Annotated in this window: 11 protein-coding genes; all 11 read left to right on the top strand. The window is 44.3% G+C overall.

Going from position 1 to position 13,966, the window contains the following annotated elements; all coding sequences use genetic code 11:
- The first annotated feature begins 11 nt into the window (after positions 1 to 11).
- Positions 12 to 656 carry a 3'-5' exonuclease gene (locus F8R13_RS02520; protein WP_152831750.1) on the top strand — a complete coding sequence of 215 codons (645 nt, stop codon included), beginning with the start codon at positions 12 to 14 and terminating at the stop codon, positions 654 to 656.
- 210 nt (positions 657 to 866) lie between these two features.
- Entirely contained in the window at positions 867 to 1,319 is a 453-nt protein-coding gene (gene rimP / locus F8R13_RS02525; RefSeq protein ID WP_371414878.1) for a ribosome maturation factor RimP, read from the top strand.
- 84 nt (positions 1,320 to 1,403) lie between these two features.
- Positions 1,404 to 2,891, top strand: a complete 1,488-nt coding sequence (gene nusA, locus F8R13_RS02530) for a transcription termination factor NusA (protein ID WP_152831751.1) — start codon at positions 1,404 to 1,406, stop codon at positions 2,889 to 2,891.
- Between the two features lie 22 nt (positions 2,892 to 2,913).
- Positions 2,914 to 5,394 carry a translation initiation factor IF-2 gene (gene infB, locus F8R13_RS02535; protein ID WP_152831752.1) on the top strand — a complete coding sequence of 827 codons (2,481 nt, stop codon included), beginning with the start codon at positions 2,914 to 2,916 and terminating at the stop codon, positions 5,392 to 5,394.
- 82 nt (positions 5,395 to 5,476) lie between these two features.
- Positions 5,477 to 5,851, top strand: coding sequence for a 30S ribosome-binding factor RbfA (gene rbfA, locus F8R13_RS02540; protein WP_152831753.1), 375 nt, complete (start codon positions 5,477 to 5,479; stop codon positions 5,849 to 5,851).
- Positions 5,852 to 5,899: 48 nt separating this feature from the next.
- Positions 5,900 to 6,796: a tRNA pseudouridine(55) synthase TruB gene (truB, locus tag F8R13_RS02545; RefSeq protein WP_152831754.1), complete on the top strand. Its 897-nt coding sequence runs from the start codon at positions 5,900 to 5,902 to the stop codon at positions 6,794 to 6,796.
- Between the two features lie 9 nt (positions 6,797 to 6,805).
- Positions 6,806 to 7,627, top strand: a complete 822-nt coding sequence (locus F8R13_RS02550) for a methyltransferase domain-containing protein (protein ID WP_152831755.1) — start codon at positions 6,806 to 6,808, stop codon at positions 7,625 to 7,627.
- Positions 7,621 to 8,112, top strand: a complete 492-nt coding sequence (locus F8R13_RS02555) for a Crp/Fnr family transcriptional regulator (RefSeq protein ID WP_152831756.1) — start codon at positions 7,621 to 7,623, stop codon at positions 8,110 to 8,112. The genes F8R13_RS02550 and F8R13_RS02555 overlap by 7 nt, the downstream gene beginning before the upstream one ends.
- Positions 8,113 to 8,244: 132 nt before the next feature.
- Complete coding sequence (rpsO, locus tag F8R13_RS02560; RefSeq protein WP_152831757.1) at positions 8,245 to 8,511, top strand: 30S ribosomal protein S15; 267 nt, start codon at positions 8,245 to 8,247, stop codon at positions 8,509 to 8,511.
- Positions 8,512 to 8,767: 256 nt separating this feature from the next.
- Positions 8,768 to 10,861 carry a polyribonucleotide nucleotidyltransferase gene (gene pnp, locus F8R13_RS02565; RefSeq protein WP_152831758.1) on the top strand — a complete coding sequence of 698 codons (2,094 nt, stop codon included), beginning with the start codon at positions 8,768 to 8,770 and terminating at the stop codon, positions 10,859 to 10,861.
- Between the two features lie 169 nt (positions 10,862 to 11,030).
- A complete protein-coding gene (locus tag F8R13_RS02570; RefSeq protein WP_152831759.1) occupies positions 11,031 to 13,955 on the top strand; it encodes an insulinase family protein in 2,925 nt (974 codons plus the stop codon).
- The last annotated feature ends 11 nt before the right edge of the window (positions 13,956 to 13,966 follow it).

Below are 13,966 nucleotides of genomic sequence, written 5' to 3' on the forward strand. Positions count from 1 at the left end.
GATGGTGATGTATGAATCGCTTTAAATCACTCAAACACATACTGGTCCGCCAGTGGCAACAATATCGCCTAAAAGAGTTTGAGTTCGACTTCTTGTTTGATCCGGTTCCGGAAGATGAATATGTTTGTTTTGATTGTGAAACAACCGGGCTGAACCCCAAAAAAGACAAGATACTGACACTCTCGGCGGTCAGAATCAAAGGCAACAATGTACTAGCAGGAGAGTCTTTGGATTTGGTGGTTCAGCATTCCGGGCAGATTCATGAGGACAGTATAAAAGTTCACCAACTCAGACATTTAGATGTGCAGGGTGGTGTCGATGAAATAGAAGCGATGCGGCGATTTCTCTATTTTATCGGCAGTAGACCTTTGGTAGGCTATTACCTTGAGTTCGATATCGAGTTGGTCAACAGGCTGATTAAGCCTTGGTTGGGCATCGCGCTACCTAACCCGCAAATTGAAGTGTCAGAACTGTTTTACGACTACCAACTGAAGTCACAATATCATTCGCCTTATATGCCGAATATTGACCTGTCGTTTGAGCGAATACTTGAGCAATTAGCCTTGCCAAATTTAGGGCAGCATAATGCAAAGAATGATGCAATGATGACGGCCTTGGCTTTTCTTAAGTTGAAATCGCTTTTGGCAAGAGAATAAAACTTAAACAAAATAAGGATTTGCATTGAAAACAGCGGTTGAAGCCCTTATAATGTTGCCAGTTTTTTAAATCTGTTTAACAGAGAAATTTAGAAATTTAGGATCAAGCGGATGGCTTATTTTTTCCGTAAGTTTCTAAGATTTCTGTGCTGATACCATTTAAAAACCCCGTTTTACGGGGTTTTTTGTTTTTAGAAATAAGGAAAGTGTGTGACGTTAGAGGACAAAATCGAGCAACTTCTAAAACCAACGGTTGAAACCATGGGCTTCGACTTTTGGGGATGTGAGTATTTGCCGGCTGGTCAGCATTCGACATTAAGAATCTACATAGACAAGCCTGAAGGGGTGACGGTAGACGATTGTGGCAGTGTTAGCCGACAAGTGAGTGCCATTTTGGATGTTGAAGATCCTATCTCTAGTGCGTATATGCTGGAAGTGTCCTCTCCTGGACTCGACCGTCCACTAATGAAGCCTGAACAGTTTCAGGATTATGTTGATGCAGTGGTTCAGGTTCGCACATCAATGGCGGTCATGGGGCGCAAACGTTTCAAAGGCAAAATGGTTCGGGTTGAACAAGATGGCATTGAAGTAGATGTGGATAACGAAATTTATCCTATTCCTTTCAATATGATTGAAAAGGCCAATGTCGTACCAGAATTTTGATGGGTTTGTGGGTCACAAACGTGTCATGCATTTATTTTAAATTTTAAGGTTGAATATTAACTCCTATTTTTGAGGAAAACTGAAATGAGCAAGGAAGTTTTAGCCGTTGTTGAAATCATGTCTAACGAAAAAGGTGTAGATAAGGAAATTATCTTCGAAGCGATCGAAGCTGCGCTCGCTACTGCCACTCGTAAAAGTCATAATGACGAGTTAGATGCTCGTGTTTCAATTGACCGTCACACAGGAGATTACGAAACCTTCCGTCGTTGGGAAGTTATAGAAGATGATGTACAAATCGAAGAAAACGTCGGTTGGTACATGCGTCAAATGGATGCGGTTGAAATGGAGCCACACATCGAGCCAGGCGAGTTTGTAGAAGAACCAATGGAGTCGATTGAGTTTGGACGTATCGGCGCGCAAACTGCTAAACAAGTTATTATTCAAAAAGTTCGTGAAGCGGAACGTAAGAAGGTTGTTGAAGAATACGTTAAACGTGTTGGTGAAATCCTTACAGGTCAAGTCAAAAGAGTTGATCGTGGCGATGTGATTTTGGATTTGGGTGACAATGTTGATGCAATCATTCCACGTTCTGAGCTGATCAATCGTGAAGTGTTCAAAATGGGTGATCGTGTTCGTGCTTACGTTCAAGAAGTAAGTTACCGTCCGCGCGGACCTCAAATTATCATGTCTCGTGCTGCTAAAGAAATGTTGATCGAGCTGTTCAAAATCGAAGTACCAGAAATTGGTGATGATTTGATCGATATTATGTCTGCAGCGCGTGATGTTGGATTACGTGCAAAAGTCGCTGTTCGAGCTAACGACCCTCGCTTAGATCCGATCGGCGCCTGTGTTGGGATGCGTGGCGGACGTGTTCAAGCAGTGACCAATGAATTGAATGGTGAGCGTATCGATATCGTGCTTTGGGATCCAAATGATGCACAGTTCGTTATCAATGCGATGGCGCCTGCTGAAGTTACTTCAATCATGGTTGATGAAGACAAGCATGTAATGGACTTAGCGGTTGACGATGAGCAATTGTCTCAAGCGATTGGTAAAAACGGTCAAAACATTCGTTTGGCAACTGAATTAACCGGTTGGGAACTGAATGTCATGAGCCAATCTGACATGGCTGCTAAACATGAAAGTGAATCTAAAGATCAAATTGAACTGTTCATGAACGGTTTGGATGTTGATGAAGAGTTGGCTGAAGTTTTGGTTGCGGAAGGATTTACTTCTCTTGAAGAAGTGGCTTATGTTCCAGCGGTAGAAATGTTGGAAATTGAAGGTTTCGATGAAGAAATCGTCACAGCACTGAAAGAAAGAGCAAAAGACGCTCTATTGACTCAGGCTATTGCCGATGAAGAGAAAGCGGCACTTGCTGAGCCAGATGAAGATCTGAAAAGCCTAGATGGTATGACGCCAGAAATGGCAAAAGCATTGGCTTCTAAAGGCATTAAGTCTCAAGAAGATTTGGCTGAGCTTGGCACAGATGAACTGATGGAAATGATTGAGATTGACGAAGAGGCGGCTGGAGAATTGATTCTCAAAGCTCGCGCCCCTTGGTTCGAGTAAAACCCCGGGAGGCAAAATATAGATGTCACAAGTATCCATAAAACAATTTTCAGAAACACTGAACCTTTCTGTAGAAAGATTACTTTCGCAGTTAGAAAATGCAGGTGTATCTGGTAAAAAAGCGTCTGATTCATTATCAGAAGAAGAAAAAATGACGCTTTTAACTTATTTGAAGAGCTTGCACGGTGATTCAACGGAAGCACCAGCGAAAGTAACGCTTAAACGTAAGAAAGTACAAACTTTGAACCTGTCTTCCGGTTCTGGTAAGCGAACGGTGAATGTTGAAGTGCGTAAAAAACGTACTTATGTTAAGAAACCTGAACAAGCTGAAGAAACGGTTGAAGAAGTGGTAGAAGATCTACCGGCAGTTGAAGAAGTGGTTAACGAAACACCTGTTACTGAAGAGGTGGTTGCTGAAACAACTGAAACTAAAGAATCTGAAACGCCTTCAGTTGATGAAGTCGCTGCGCCAGAAGTCGTCGGTGACATTCCTGTTGTGGAAGAAACCGCTGCTGAGAAGAAAGCGAAGCACGACAAGAAGCAAAAGCATGTTGAGCCACATAAGAAAGTGGACACTGCGGATGACTTAAGACATAAGGGCAAGCCAAAAGTCAAAGAAAAACAGCAGAAGAAAAACTTGGCATTTACCGGCGGCGAAGAGCAAGAGTTTGGTCGTAGACGTCATAAAGGGCACCATAAAAAATCTGCACAAAGCAATGAGCACGGGTTCCAAAAACCTGTTGAGAAGCGTGTGCATGAAGTGCCAATCGGCGATTCGATCAAAGTATCTGAACTGGCGGATAAGATGGCGGTTAAGGCAACCGAAGTTATCAAAATGATGATGTCTTTGGGAACCATGGTAACGATTAACCAGGTACTTGACCAAGAAACAGCACAGTTGGTTGTTGAAGAAATGGGACATAAAGCGGTTTTGGTGAACGAAAACCAAATCGAAGACGATGTTATGAACCAGGAATTCAGCGACAAGGTAGTTAAACGTTCTCCGGTAGTGACCATTATGGGTCACGTTGACCATGGTAAGACCTCGTTGTTGGATTACATCCGACAAGCAAAAGTTGCGCATGGTGAATCTGGTGGGATTACTCAGCATATCGGTGCTTACCACGTTGAAACTGGTCACGGCGGGATTACTTTCATCGATACTCCAGGCCATGAAGCGTTCACAGCAATGCGTGCACGTGGTGCGAAGGTTACCGATGTAGTCGTTATCGTTGTGGCGGCTGATGATGGTGTTATGCCGCAAACCAAAGAAGCGATTCAGCATGCTAAAGCAGCTAATCTGACGATGGTTGTTGCAATCAACAAAATCGATAAAGAAGGTGCCAACCCAGATCGCGTAATGCAGGAATTGGTATCTGAAGAAGTTGTCCCAGAAGAGTGGGGTGGAGACGTACAGTTCATCCGTGTTTCTGCTAAAACGGGTCAAGGTGTTGACGATTTGTTGGATGCGATTCTATTGTCATCTGAAATTCTGGAACTTGAAGCACCTGTTGATGGTCCTGCTAAAGGGGTTGTCGTTGAGTCCCGTCTTGACAAAGGACGTGGTCCGGTTGCAACGGTATTGGTACAAGCTGGAACCTTGAAGAAAGGCGATATCGCACTATGTGGTATGGAATACGGTCGTGTTCGTGCCCTAGTGAACGAAAACGGTGAAAACGTTGAAAGCGCAGGTCCTTCTATTCCGGTAGAAGTACTTGGTTTGTCTGCGGTTCCTGTTGCCGGTGACGATATGATTACCGTTGAATCTGAACGTAAAGCACGTGAAGTCGCGATGTTCAGACAGTCTAAGTACAAAGAGAAAAAGATTGCACGTCAGCAGAAATCTAAGTTGGATAACATGTTCAACAAGATGGCGGAAGGTGAGGTTCAAAACGTTAACATCATTCTTAAAGCCGACGTTCAAGGTTCGATTGAAGCAATCGTTGACGCTTTGTTGAAGCTGTCTAACGAAGAAGTTAAAGTCTCTGTCGTATCTTCTGGTGTGGGTGGTATTTCCGAAACCGATGCCAACTTGGCTCTGGCTTCTGATGCATTGATCTTTGGTTTCAACGTGCGTGCTGATGCAAAAGCGAAGCGTATCATCGATAACGAAGGGGTCTTCTTGAAGTACTACAGCGTTATCTATGAAATCGTTGATGAAGTGAAACGCGCAATTGAAGGTAAGCTTGCGCCAGACTTCAAAGAAGAGATCATTGGTGTTGCGGACGTACGTGATGTCTTTAAGGCGCCTAAGATTGGCTTGATTGCCGGTTGTATGGTTACCGAAGGTGTTGTTAAGCGTAACAACCCGATTCGTGTCTTGAGAGATAACATCGTTATCTATGAAGGTGCACTTGAATCCCTAAGACGTTTCAAAGACGATGTGAACGAAGTTCGTCAAGGTATGGAATGTGGTATCGGGGTTAAAGACTACAACGATGTTAAAGTCGGCGACCAAATCGAGGTTTACGAGCGCATTCAAATCAAACGAACGATTGACTAAACTGCGCTGAAAGCCGTGTAACCTCTGTTTTTAGGAAGACGTTTTCTGAAAATAGAGGTTTTTTTGTTTAAAAGGAATAAAAATGAATCAAGAAGTGAGTCGAACAAAAAGAGTCGCGCTTGAAGTTCGAAAAACCTTGTCTGAGATTCTGCATCGAGAAACCAAAGACCCACGCTTATCAAAAGTAAATATTACCGAGTGTAAGATTTCAAAAGATTTGAGTGTGGTGACGGTGTATTTCACCATCATAGGTCAGAATGAAGCGGATCAAGCAGCGCAAGATGCTATCAGGGCGTTGGAAAAAGCCAAAGGTTTTTTCAGAACCGAGATCGGTAAGCGCATGAACTTACGCATCACCCCAGAAGTTCGTTTTTTCTACGATACGGTTGCAGAAAATGCGAGCCATATAGAAGAGCTTATTTTTCAAGCGCTTCATAAGAAAGACGAATACAAATAATCACCTATCCGGTCGTATTCGGCGGTCGGAAAACCTACCTGAAATCTCATGACAAAAAAACAATGGCAACGAGTGGACGGCATTGTCCTGATCGATAAACCGGAAGGAATGACTTCCAATGATCTGTTGCAAAAAGTAAGACGAATTTATCAGGCTAAGAAAGCAGGGCACACTGGTGCGTTGGATCCGTTTGCTACCGGATTGTTACCGATATGCTTTGGTGAGGCCACCAAGATTTCTGGCCTGCTTCTGGACTCGGACAAACGTTATCAAGCAACCCTAAAGCTAGGTGTGGCAACCGATACTGGGGATAGGGATGGCGAAGTGGCACAACAAGAACCCATTCCCGAATTGTCTCAGGAAAAGATAGAAGCTGTACTGCATAGTTTTATTGGTGAGGTAGCACAAGTGCCACCTATGTATTCAGCACTCAAGCATAAGGGAAAGCCGCTCTACGAATATGCAAGACAAGGTATTGAGATAGAAAGACCGGCACGAAACATTCAAGTGTTGGAAATCAAGTTACTCGGCTTTGAAGCAGATGAAATTCGTTTTGAGGTTTTCTGCTCGAAAGGAACCTATGTCCGTACCCTTGGAGAAGATATTGCCAAAGCGTTAGGAACAGTCGGCCACTTGACCGCATTACGTCGCTTACAAACTGGTTCCTTGACTGCGGATGATATGCATACAATGGAAGTAGTGTCGGAAACGCCGCAAGATTATCTGGAAGCGCTGGATTTGCCGCTGGAGCATCTTCAGGCAATGCATTTAAACGAGCAAGATACTCAAACTATTCAGCACGGCGGCAAGCTGGCCGTTGAAAAACCGCAAACGGATTTGGTTCGTTTTTATGACGATAAAGGGCGTTTTTTCGGTGTAGGCGAGTGGCAGTATGAAAAGAATCTGTTGAAACCCAAGCGTCTGTTTAATCTGGCGGACGATTAAGAGACAATCATGTTTGACGATAAGCTCCCCATTCTGGATTTACGACAAGAGGATGTTTATCGTGAAGGTCATCTTATCGGCGCTAGCCACTTTCCTTGGCCAAGCTTGCTTGAAAGACTTAACGAGTTGCCGGCAAGACCTGCCAAGCTTCAACTAGTGGGGGAAGCGGCCATTTTGAACGACGCGGTCGACTTTTTAGTCGACAAGGGTTATGAGGTCGTGCAATTTCTGACCTCAGAAAACGTAGCCGATTTGTTGTCACAGAACCCTAAAATCTGCCAGGTTGGGTCTGACTCCCGAATTTTATGGCAGCCATGCAAGCTTCTCAAACAAACTGTTGAAAACAATTTGTCGCCGGGCAGAGCGTTGGATATAGGTTGCGGTGGCGGCAGAGATGCGGTTTACCTGTCTCAACAAGGTTGGCGCGTTACTGCAATAGATAAGCAAGAAGCGGTTTTGAACCGAGCACGTCAGCTTGCAGATAATCATCATCAAACCATAGATTTTCGCAGTTGTGACTTGGCTGAACGGTCATGTCTACCCGATGAAACATTTGATTTGATTGTCATGGTTCGGTATTTGAATCGTGATCTGTACTCATGGATACGGCAGCATTTAGCACCCGGCGGCACGTTGGTGATGCAAACCTTTACCGAGGGCGTTGAAGCATTCGGCTCCCCAAAAAATCCAAATTTCATACTGCGGGCAGGGGAGCTCACCAAAACATTTTCGGATTTTGAAATAATTGTTGATAAAATAGAGCCACTCAAAGATGGACGTCCTGTTGCGTCCTTTGTAGCCAAGAACAAGGAAGAACCAGAAACATGCTAGAAATGACACCTGCAGAATTATTTGAATATTTTCAAGAGAATAAAATATGCGAATCCCTGACGCGTGACGACGTTGAGGTGATGGCGCAGTTTTTGCAAGAGAAGACTTTAAAAAGTGGTGACATCATTTCCGATATGGGGGATATCGGTGATTCCATGTTTTTTATCGTTGAAGGGAGAGTGGCGTTTACAGCAACGGACGGTCAGGATGAAGCTGAGATTGGTCAGCAAGGCCCAGGAAATTTGATTGGCGAAATGTCTTTCTTCGACAACGTACCTAGAATGATGAGAATGTCCGCTTACTCTAAGAAGGTTAAGTTACTACAGCTAACTCGCCCAATGTACCAACGTTTGAAAGTTGAGCATCCGTATATTGCGGTAAACATCATTGAAAATGCCGTGGTCAGTCTTGACCGTTTGATTCGCGCACTGAGCAATGATGTTTCTCAGTTTGAGCATTACATGAAAGGTTTTGGCCGCCACTAATAAAAAATAACGGAATTTCAAGTTATTAGGCTTGTTATTGGCTAATAACTCTGTATAATTCCGTTTTTTGTTTCTGTCATCGGTTACGGAAACAAACTCTACGATAAACCGATTATCAAAGGATAAAAAAATATGTTAACAGCTCAAGATAAAGCTGCTATCGTTGCTGAATATGCGACTGCTGCAGGCGATACTGGTTCTCCAGAAGTTCAGGTTGCGTTACTAACTAACCGCATCCAATATCTAACAGAACACTTCAAATCACACAAACAAGATAACCATTCACGTACTGGTTTGTTGCGTATGGTTAGTCGTCGTCGTAAATTGTTGGATTACTTGCACAAGAAAGACGCGCAAAGATATTTCACGCTAATCAAAAAGCTTGGATTGCGTAAGTAATAAGCTTATTTGGAACGATAAAAAAGCCCGCATTTACGCGGGCTTTTTTGTTTCAAAAAATGATTTATCACATATTGTTAAACCGTCTCTTTGCTGTAAAATGGACGAGTTTTATTTTGTAGAAAATTAATAATAAGACTTTAACTGTAAACCAAAATAAGCCTGAATCCCAAGTGTTCTGACGATTGTCGTGCTGATTAAGTCAGGTCACTCGGGATTCAGGTTTCGGTTAAAGCCAACTTGAAAAGGAAATGACATGGCAAAGCACGTAAAGACTTTCCAATACGGTAAACACCAAGTTACCTTTGAAACAGGTGAAATCGCACGTCAGGCAGATGGCGCGGTAATGGTTTCAATGGGTGACACTCAGCTTTTGGTCACTGTTGTCGGTGCGAAGAGTGCAAAAGAAGGACAAGACTTCTTTCCTCTAACCGTTCAGTATCAAGAGAAAGCTTATGCAGCAGGGAAAATTCCTGGTGGCTTCTTGAAGCGTGAAGGGCGACCTTCAGAAAAGGAAACGTTGACTTCACGTTTGATTGACCGTCCAATCCGTCCTTTATTCCCTAAAGGCTTCATGAATGAAGTGCAAATCATCGCAACGGTTGTGTCTTTGGATGAAGCAGTAGGGACAGAAGTTCCTGCGATGCTAGGAACTTCAGCAGCACTAGCTATTTCCGGTATCCCATTCGATGGACCAATCGGTGCGGCAATCGTTGGTTATAACGAAGAAGTGGGTTATATGTTGAACCCATCTGAGTTTGAATTGGAAGAATCAGACTTGGAATTGAGTGTTGCGGGTACTTCAGAAGCGGTATTGATGGTTGAGTCAGAAGCGGCTGAGTTGTCGGAAGAAATCATGTTGGGCGCGGTTATGTTCGGTCATGAGCAATTCCAAGTGGCGATCAATGCGATTAACGAATTCAAAGCTGAAGCAGGTAAACCAGCATGGGATTGGGCGCCAGCAGTAGAAAACACTGAGCTGAAAGAAAAAGTGTATTCAGTGGTTCGTTCTGATGTTGAAGCGGCTTATAGCATTGCTGACAAAATGGAACGTTATGCAGCGATTGATGCCGCAAAAGAAAAAGTTATGGCAGCTTTGGTTGCGACAGAAGAAAATCCTGACGGAGCAGATGCTGGCGAAATCGAAAAATTGTTCGGTAAGCTACAAAAAGACATCGTTCGTGGTCGTATTATCGCCGGTGAACCACGTATTGACGGTCGTGATACCAAAACGATTCGTCCTATTGCGTGTAAAGTCGGCGTTCTACCTAAAGTTCACGGCTCTGCTTTATTTACACGTGGTGAAACACAAGCATTGGTTGTCACGACACTTGGAACGGAAAAAGACGCTAAGATCGTTGATGAACTAACGGGTTCATACCATGACCGTTTTATGCTGCACTATAACTTCCCTCCTTATTCTGTTGGTGAATGTGGTCGTGTTGGTTCTCCTGGACGTCGTGAAATCGGTCACGGTATGTTGGCGCGTCGTGGTGTGTCTGCCTTGTTGCCGACAGCGGATGAATTCCCTTATACCATTCGTGTGGTTTCTGAAATTACCGAATCCAATGGTTCTTCTTCAATGGCGACCGTTTGCGGTACTTCTATGTCATTGATGCACGCAGGTGTTCCAATTGCAGCACCTATCGCGGGGATTGCGATGGGCTTGGTAAAAGAAGAATCTGGTTTTGCGGTTCTGTCTGACATCCTTGGTGACGAAGATCACCTTGGTGATATGGACTTTAAAGTGGCTGGTACGGATCAAGGTGTAACAGCCCTTCAAATGGATATCAAGATTTCCGGTATTACCGAAGAGATCATGAAAATCGCTTTGGATCAGGCAAAAGACGGGCGTCTACACATCCTGAAAGAAATGTCTGGTGCAATCAATCACTCTAACCAAGATGTTGCCAGCACTGCACCTCGTTTCACATTGGTGAAAGTGAAGCCTGAAAAAGTACGTGAAATTATCGGTAAGGGGGGGGCGACGATTCGTGCTCTGACTGAAGAAACTGGAACGGTTATCGAAATCGATGATGATGGAAACGTTAAAATCGCTGCAACAGATCAAGAATCTGCTGATTTGGCGAAAGCGCGTATTGCGGAAATTACGGCTGAACCAGAAATTGGTAAAACTTATGATGCGACTGTCGTTAAGTTGGTTGATTTCGGTGCTTTCGTTAGCTATATGCCAGGTAGAGAAGGTTTGGTTCATGTTTCTCAAATCGCTGAAGAGCGCGTTGAAAACGTCGCGGACTACTTGTCTGAAGGACAGCAAATCCGTGTGAAATTGACGGATATCGATAAGCAAGGACGCGTTAAGTTATCGATGAAGGATGCAGACAAGTAATTGTCAGACGTCTATTGAGATAATTTAATCTTCTTGTCAGGTTTCCTCACCTAGAAAAAGGGGAAACTTGCTATAATAAAACGGTCTAAATGGCCGTTTTTTTATGTCCGAATTTTACGGTAAAGATTCGGAAATTCAGCATAAATCTAATCAATATTAAGAGAGCACTATGTCGAAAACTATCGAGTGTCATTCTGCGTTTGAATTTATCCGTCAGCACAGCATCGAATCCTTAAATATCAATGTTCAGCACTTTAAACACAAAGTGACGGGAGCAGAGCATTATCATTTGGCTGCTGACGATCCGCAAAATGTCTTCATGGTAGCCCTACGTACTGTGCCAATGGATTCGACAGGTGTCGCACATATTCTTGAACATACCGTGTTGTGCGGTAGCGAAAAATATCCGGTAAGAGATCCTTTTTTCATGATGATTCGCCGTTCGCTGAACACCTTCATGAATGCATTCACCTCTAGTGATTGGACGGCCTATCCTTTTGCGACAGAAAATAGAAAAGACTTTCAAAACCTTTTGCAAGTCTATATGGATGCAGTGTTTTTTCCAAATTTGGATGCATTAGATTTTGCTCAGGAAGGACATCGTTTCGAGTTTGCTGAACCGGAAAACCCAGAGTCGGATTTAACCTATAAAGGTGTTGTCTTCAACGAAATGAAAGGGGCGATGAGTTCTCCAGTATCGACGCTATGGCAGACATTCACAACGGAACTTTATCCAACCTCTACTTATCATTACAACAGCGGCGGTGAGCCAAAAGATATTCCAGATTTAACGCATCAACAGTTGGTGGATTTTCATAAACTGCATTACCACCCATCCAATGCCGTGTTCATGACTTATGGCGATATTACGGCCGATGAACATCAAACACAGTTTGAAACGCTGGGCTTATCGCGTTTTAAAGACAATGTTAATGTTATTAAAGTGCCTTCAGAGCAGCGTTTGACTCAGCCGAAAAAAGTGGTTGAGCAGTATGCGCTGGACGAAGAGTCTTTAGACAAGAAAACCCATATCGTCCTTGGCTGGTTGTTGGGCGAAAACAAAAACGAACTGGATGTTTTAAAAGGACATTTACTGGAGGCCGTTTTACTCGACAATAGCGCGTCTCCACTGCGTAAAGTGTTGGAAGAGACGGATCTGGCTTCTGCGCCCTCGCCATTATGTGGCTTGGAAGATTCCAATAAAGAAATGGTATTTGCTGTGGGGGTGCAAGGCAGTGAAGCTGAACATACCGATGCAGTTGAGGCTTTGATTGTGAATGAATTGCAACGCATTGCCAAAGAGGGGGTTGATGCCGACCAAGTAGAAGCGATGTTGCACCAATTGGAATTGTCTCAGCGTGAAATTGGTGGCGATAGTTATCCTTATGGATTGCAATTGATTCTCCAATCATTGGCCGGTGCGATGCACGATGGTGATCCTATTGCATTACTGGATACGGATAAAGCCCTATTGACGTTGGGTGAAGCTGTCAAGCATCCAAGATTTATTCCAGACTTGGTTCAAGAGTGGTTGCTGGACAACCCTCACCGCATCTGTCTGACGCTCGTGCCTGATGCGGAGTTGTCCGCGAAACAGGATGCCGATGAAAAAGCCAAATTGGCAAACATCAAGGCCGGTTTGACGGACGCCCAAGCCCAGGCGATTGTTGACCTGGCAGCGGCGCTGAAAGCGCGCCAAGAGCAAGAGGATGATCCTTCTATTTTGCCGGAAGTGACGAAAGAGGATGTTCCAGCGGATATTAAAGTGGTTCCCGCTAAGGTTTCGGCAAGCGATAGTCTGCCTTACAGCGTTTATGAAGCGGGTACCAACGGCATTGTATACGAACAGTTATTGATTGATTTACCAGACCTGACGGATGAAGAAAAAGCGGTGTTACCGGTCTTTCATAGTTGTTTGCCTGAGTTGGGTTCTGGTGGCAGAGACTACCTGCAAACGCAATCATTGCAGGCGGCGGTTACCGGCGGTTTAAGTGCTAAGTCATCCGTTCGAGCCAATATCCATGATGTAGACAGTTATCACAGCCACACCATTTTGTCGGGTAAAGCACTTAACCGTAACCATGCAGGTTTGGCAGATTTAATGCAGGAAACGTTGCAAACAGCACGTTTTGATGAAACCGATCGCATCAAGGATTTGCTCGACCAAATCCGCAGCTCCATCGACCATGGTGTGACTGGAAGCGGACACAGCCATGCAATGAGAGCAGCGATGCAGAACTTTTCACCGGTTGCTAAATGGCAGTTTGATCGTACCGGCTTTGAAGGCATTAAGGCAATCAAAGCACTGCATAAATCTGTAGAGGACGGTACTGGTTTGGAAAAAATGATTGAGCATTTTGAGTCCATTCGCAGCAAATTGATGTCGGCATCTAAGCAAGCGTTATTGGTATCGGATGAAACGGTTTTGGATGAAGCTTATTCCACCATGCAATCATCTTGGGATGGCTTAATGAATAATGCTGCAAGCAGCGCGTTCCAATTGACGGCGTCACACCAAAAAATCAAACAAGCTTGGATTACCAGTACGCAAGTTAACTTTTGTGCAAAAGCCTATCCAGCAGTAACGTCTGCGCATCCCGATGCGCCGAAGCTGTCGGTATTGGGCGCTTGCCTGCGCAATGGCTTCCTGCATTCAGCGGTACGTGAAAAGGGTGGCGCTTATGGCGGTGGGGCGGCCTTTAACGCGGAAAGTGCTTCCTTCTGCTTCTACTCCTATCGTGACCCTCGTCTATTGGAAACCTATGAAGATTTTGACAGGGCATTGGGTTGGCTGCTTTCAAACGAAGCGACTCAGGCACAGGTTGAAGAAGCGATTTTGAATGTCATCAGTGCCATGGACAAACCCGGCTCGCCAGCAGGGGAAGCGAAAAAGGCCTTTTACCAGCAGTTATATGGTCGAAGCCATGATATGTTGATGGCGTACCGTGAAGGGGTATTGTCAACCACCTTGGCGGACTTGCGCGATGTTGCTCAGAAATATCTTATTCCAGAGAAAGCTTCTTTGGCGGTATTGACTTCAGATGCGAAAAAAGAACTGTTACAAGAGCATGCGTTTGATATTTTCAAACTTTAATTGAGTCAGTG

The sequence above is a fragment of the Hydrogenovibrio sp. JE_KL2 genome (assembly GCF_009296185.1).
Taxonomy (GTDB): Bacteria; Pseudomonadota; Gammaproteobacteria; order Thiomicrospirales; family Thiomicrospiraceae; genus Hydrogenovibrio.

Coding starts and splice junctions, on each gene's coding strand:
- F8R13_RS02520 (WP_152831750.1), top strand. CDS start 12: ATGAATCGCTTTAAATCACTCAAACACATACTGGTCCGCCAGTGGCAA.
- nusA (WP_152831751.1), top strand. CDS start 1,404: ATGAGCAAGGAAGTTTTAGCCGTTGTTGAAATCATGTCTAACGAAAAA.
- infB (WP_152831752.1), top strand. CDS start 2,914: ATGTCACAAGTATCCATAAAACAATTTTCAGAAACACTGAACCTTTCT.
- rbfA (WP_152831753.1), top strand. CDS start 5,477: ATGAATCAAGAAGTGAGTCGAACAAAAAGAGTCGCGCTTGAAGTTCGA.
- truB (WP_152831754.1), top strand. CDS start 5,900: ATGACAAAAAAACAATGGCAACGAGTGGACGGCATTGTCCTGATCGAT.
- F8R13_RS02550 (WP_152831755.1), top strand. CDS start 6,806: ATGTTTGACGATAAGCTCCCCATTCTGGATTTACGACAAGAGGATGTT.
- F8R13_RS02555 (WP_152831756.1), top strand. CDS start 7,621: ATGCTAGAAATGACACCTGCAGAATTATTTGAATATTTTCAAGAGAAT.
- rpsO (WP_152831757.1), top strand. CDS start 8,245: ATGTTAACAGCTCAAGATAAAGCTGCTATCGTTGCTGAATATGCGACT.
- pnp (WP_152831758.1), top strand. CDS start 8,768: ATGGCAAAGCACGTAAAGACTTTCCAATACGGTAAACACCAAGTTACC.
- F8R13_RS02570 (WP_152831759.1), top strand. CDS start 11,031: ATGTCGAAAACTATCGAGTGTCATTCTGCGTTTGAATTTATCCGTCAG.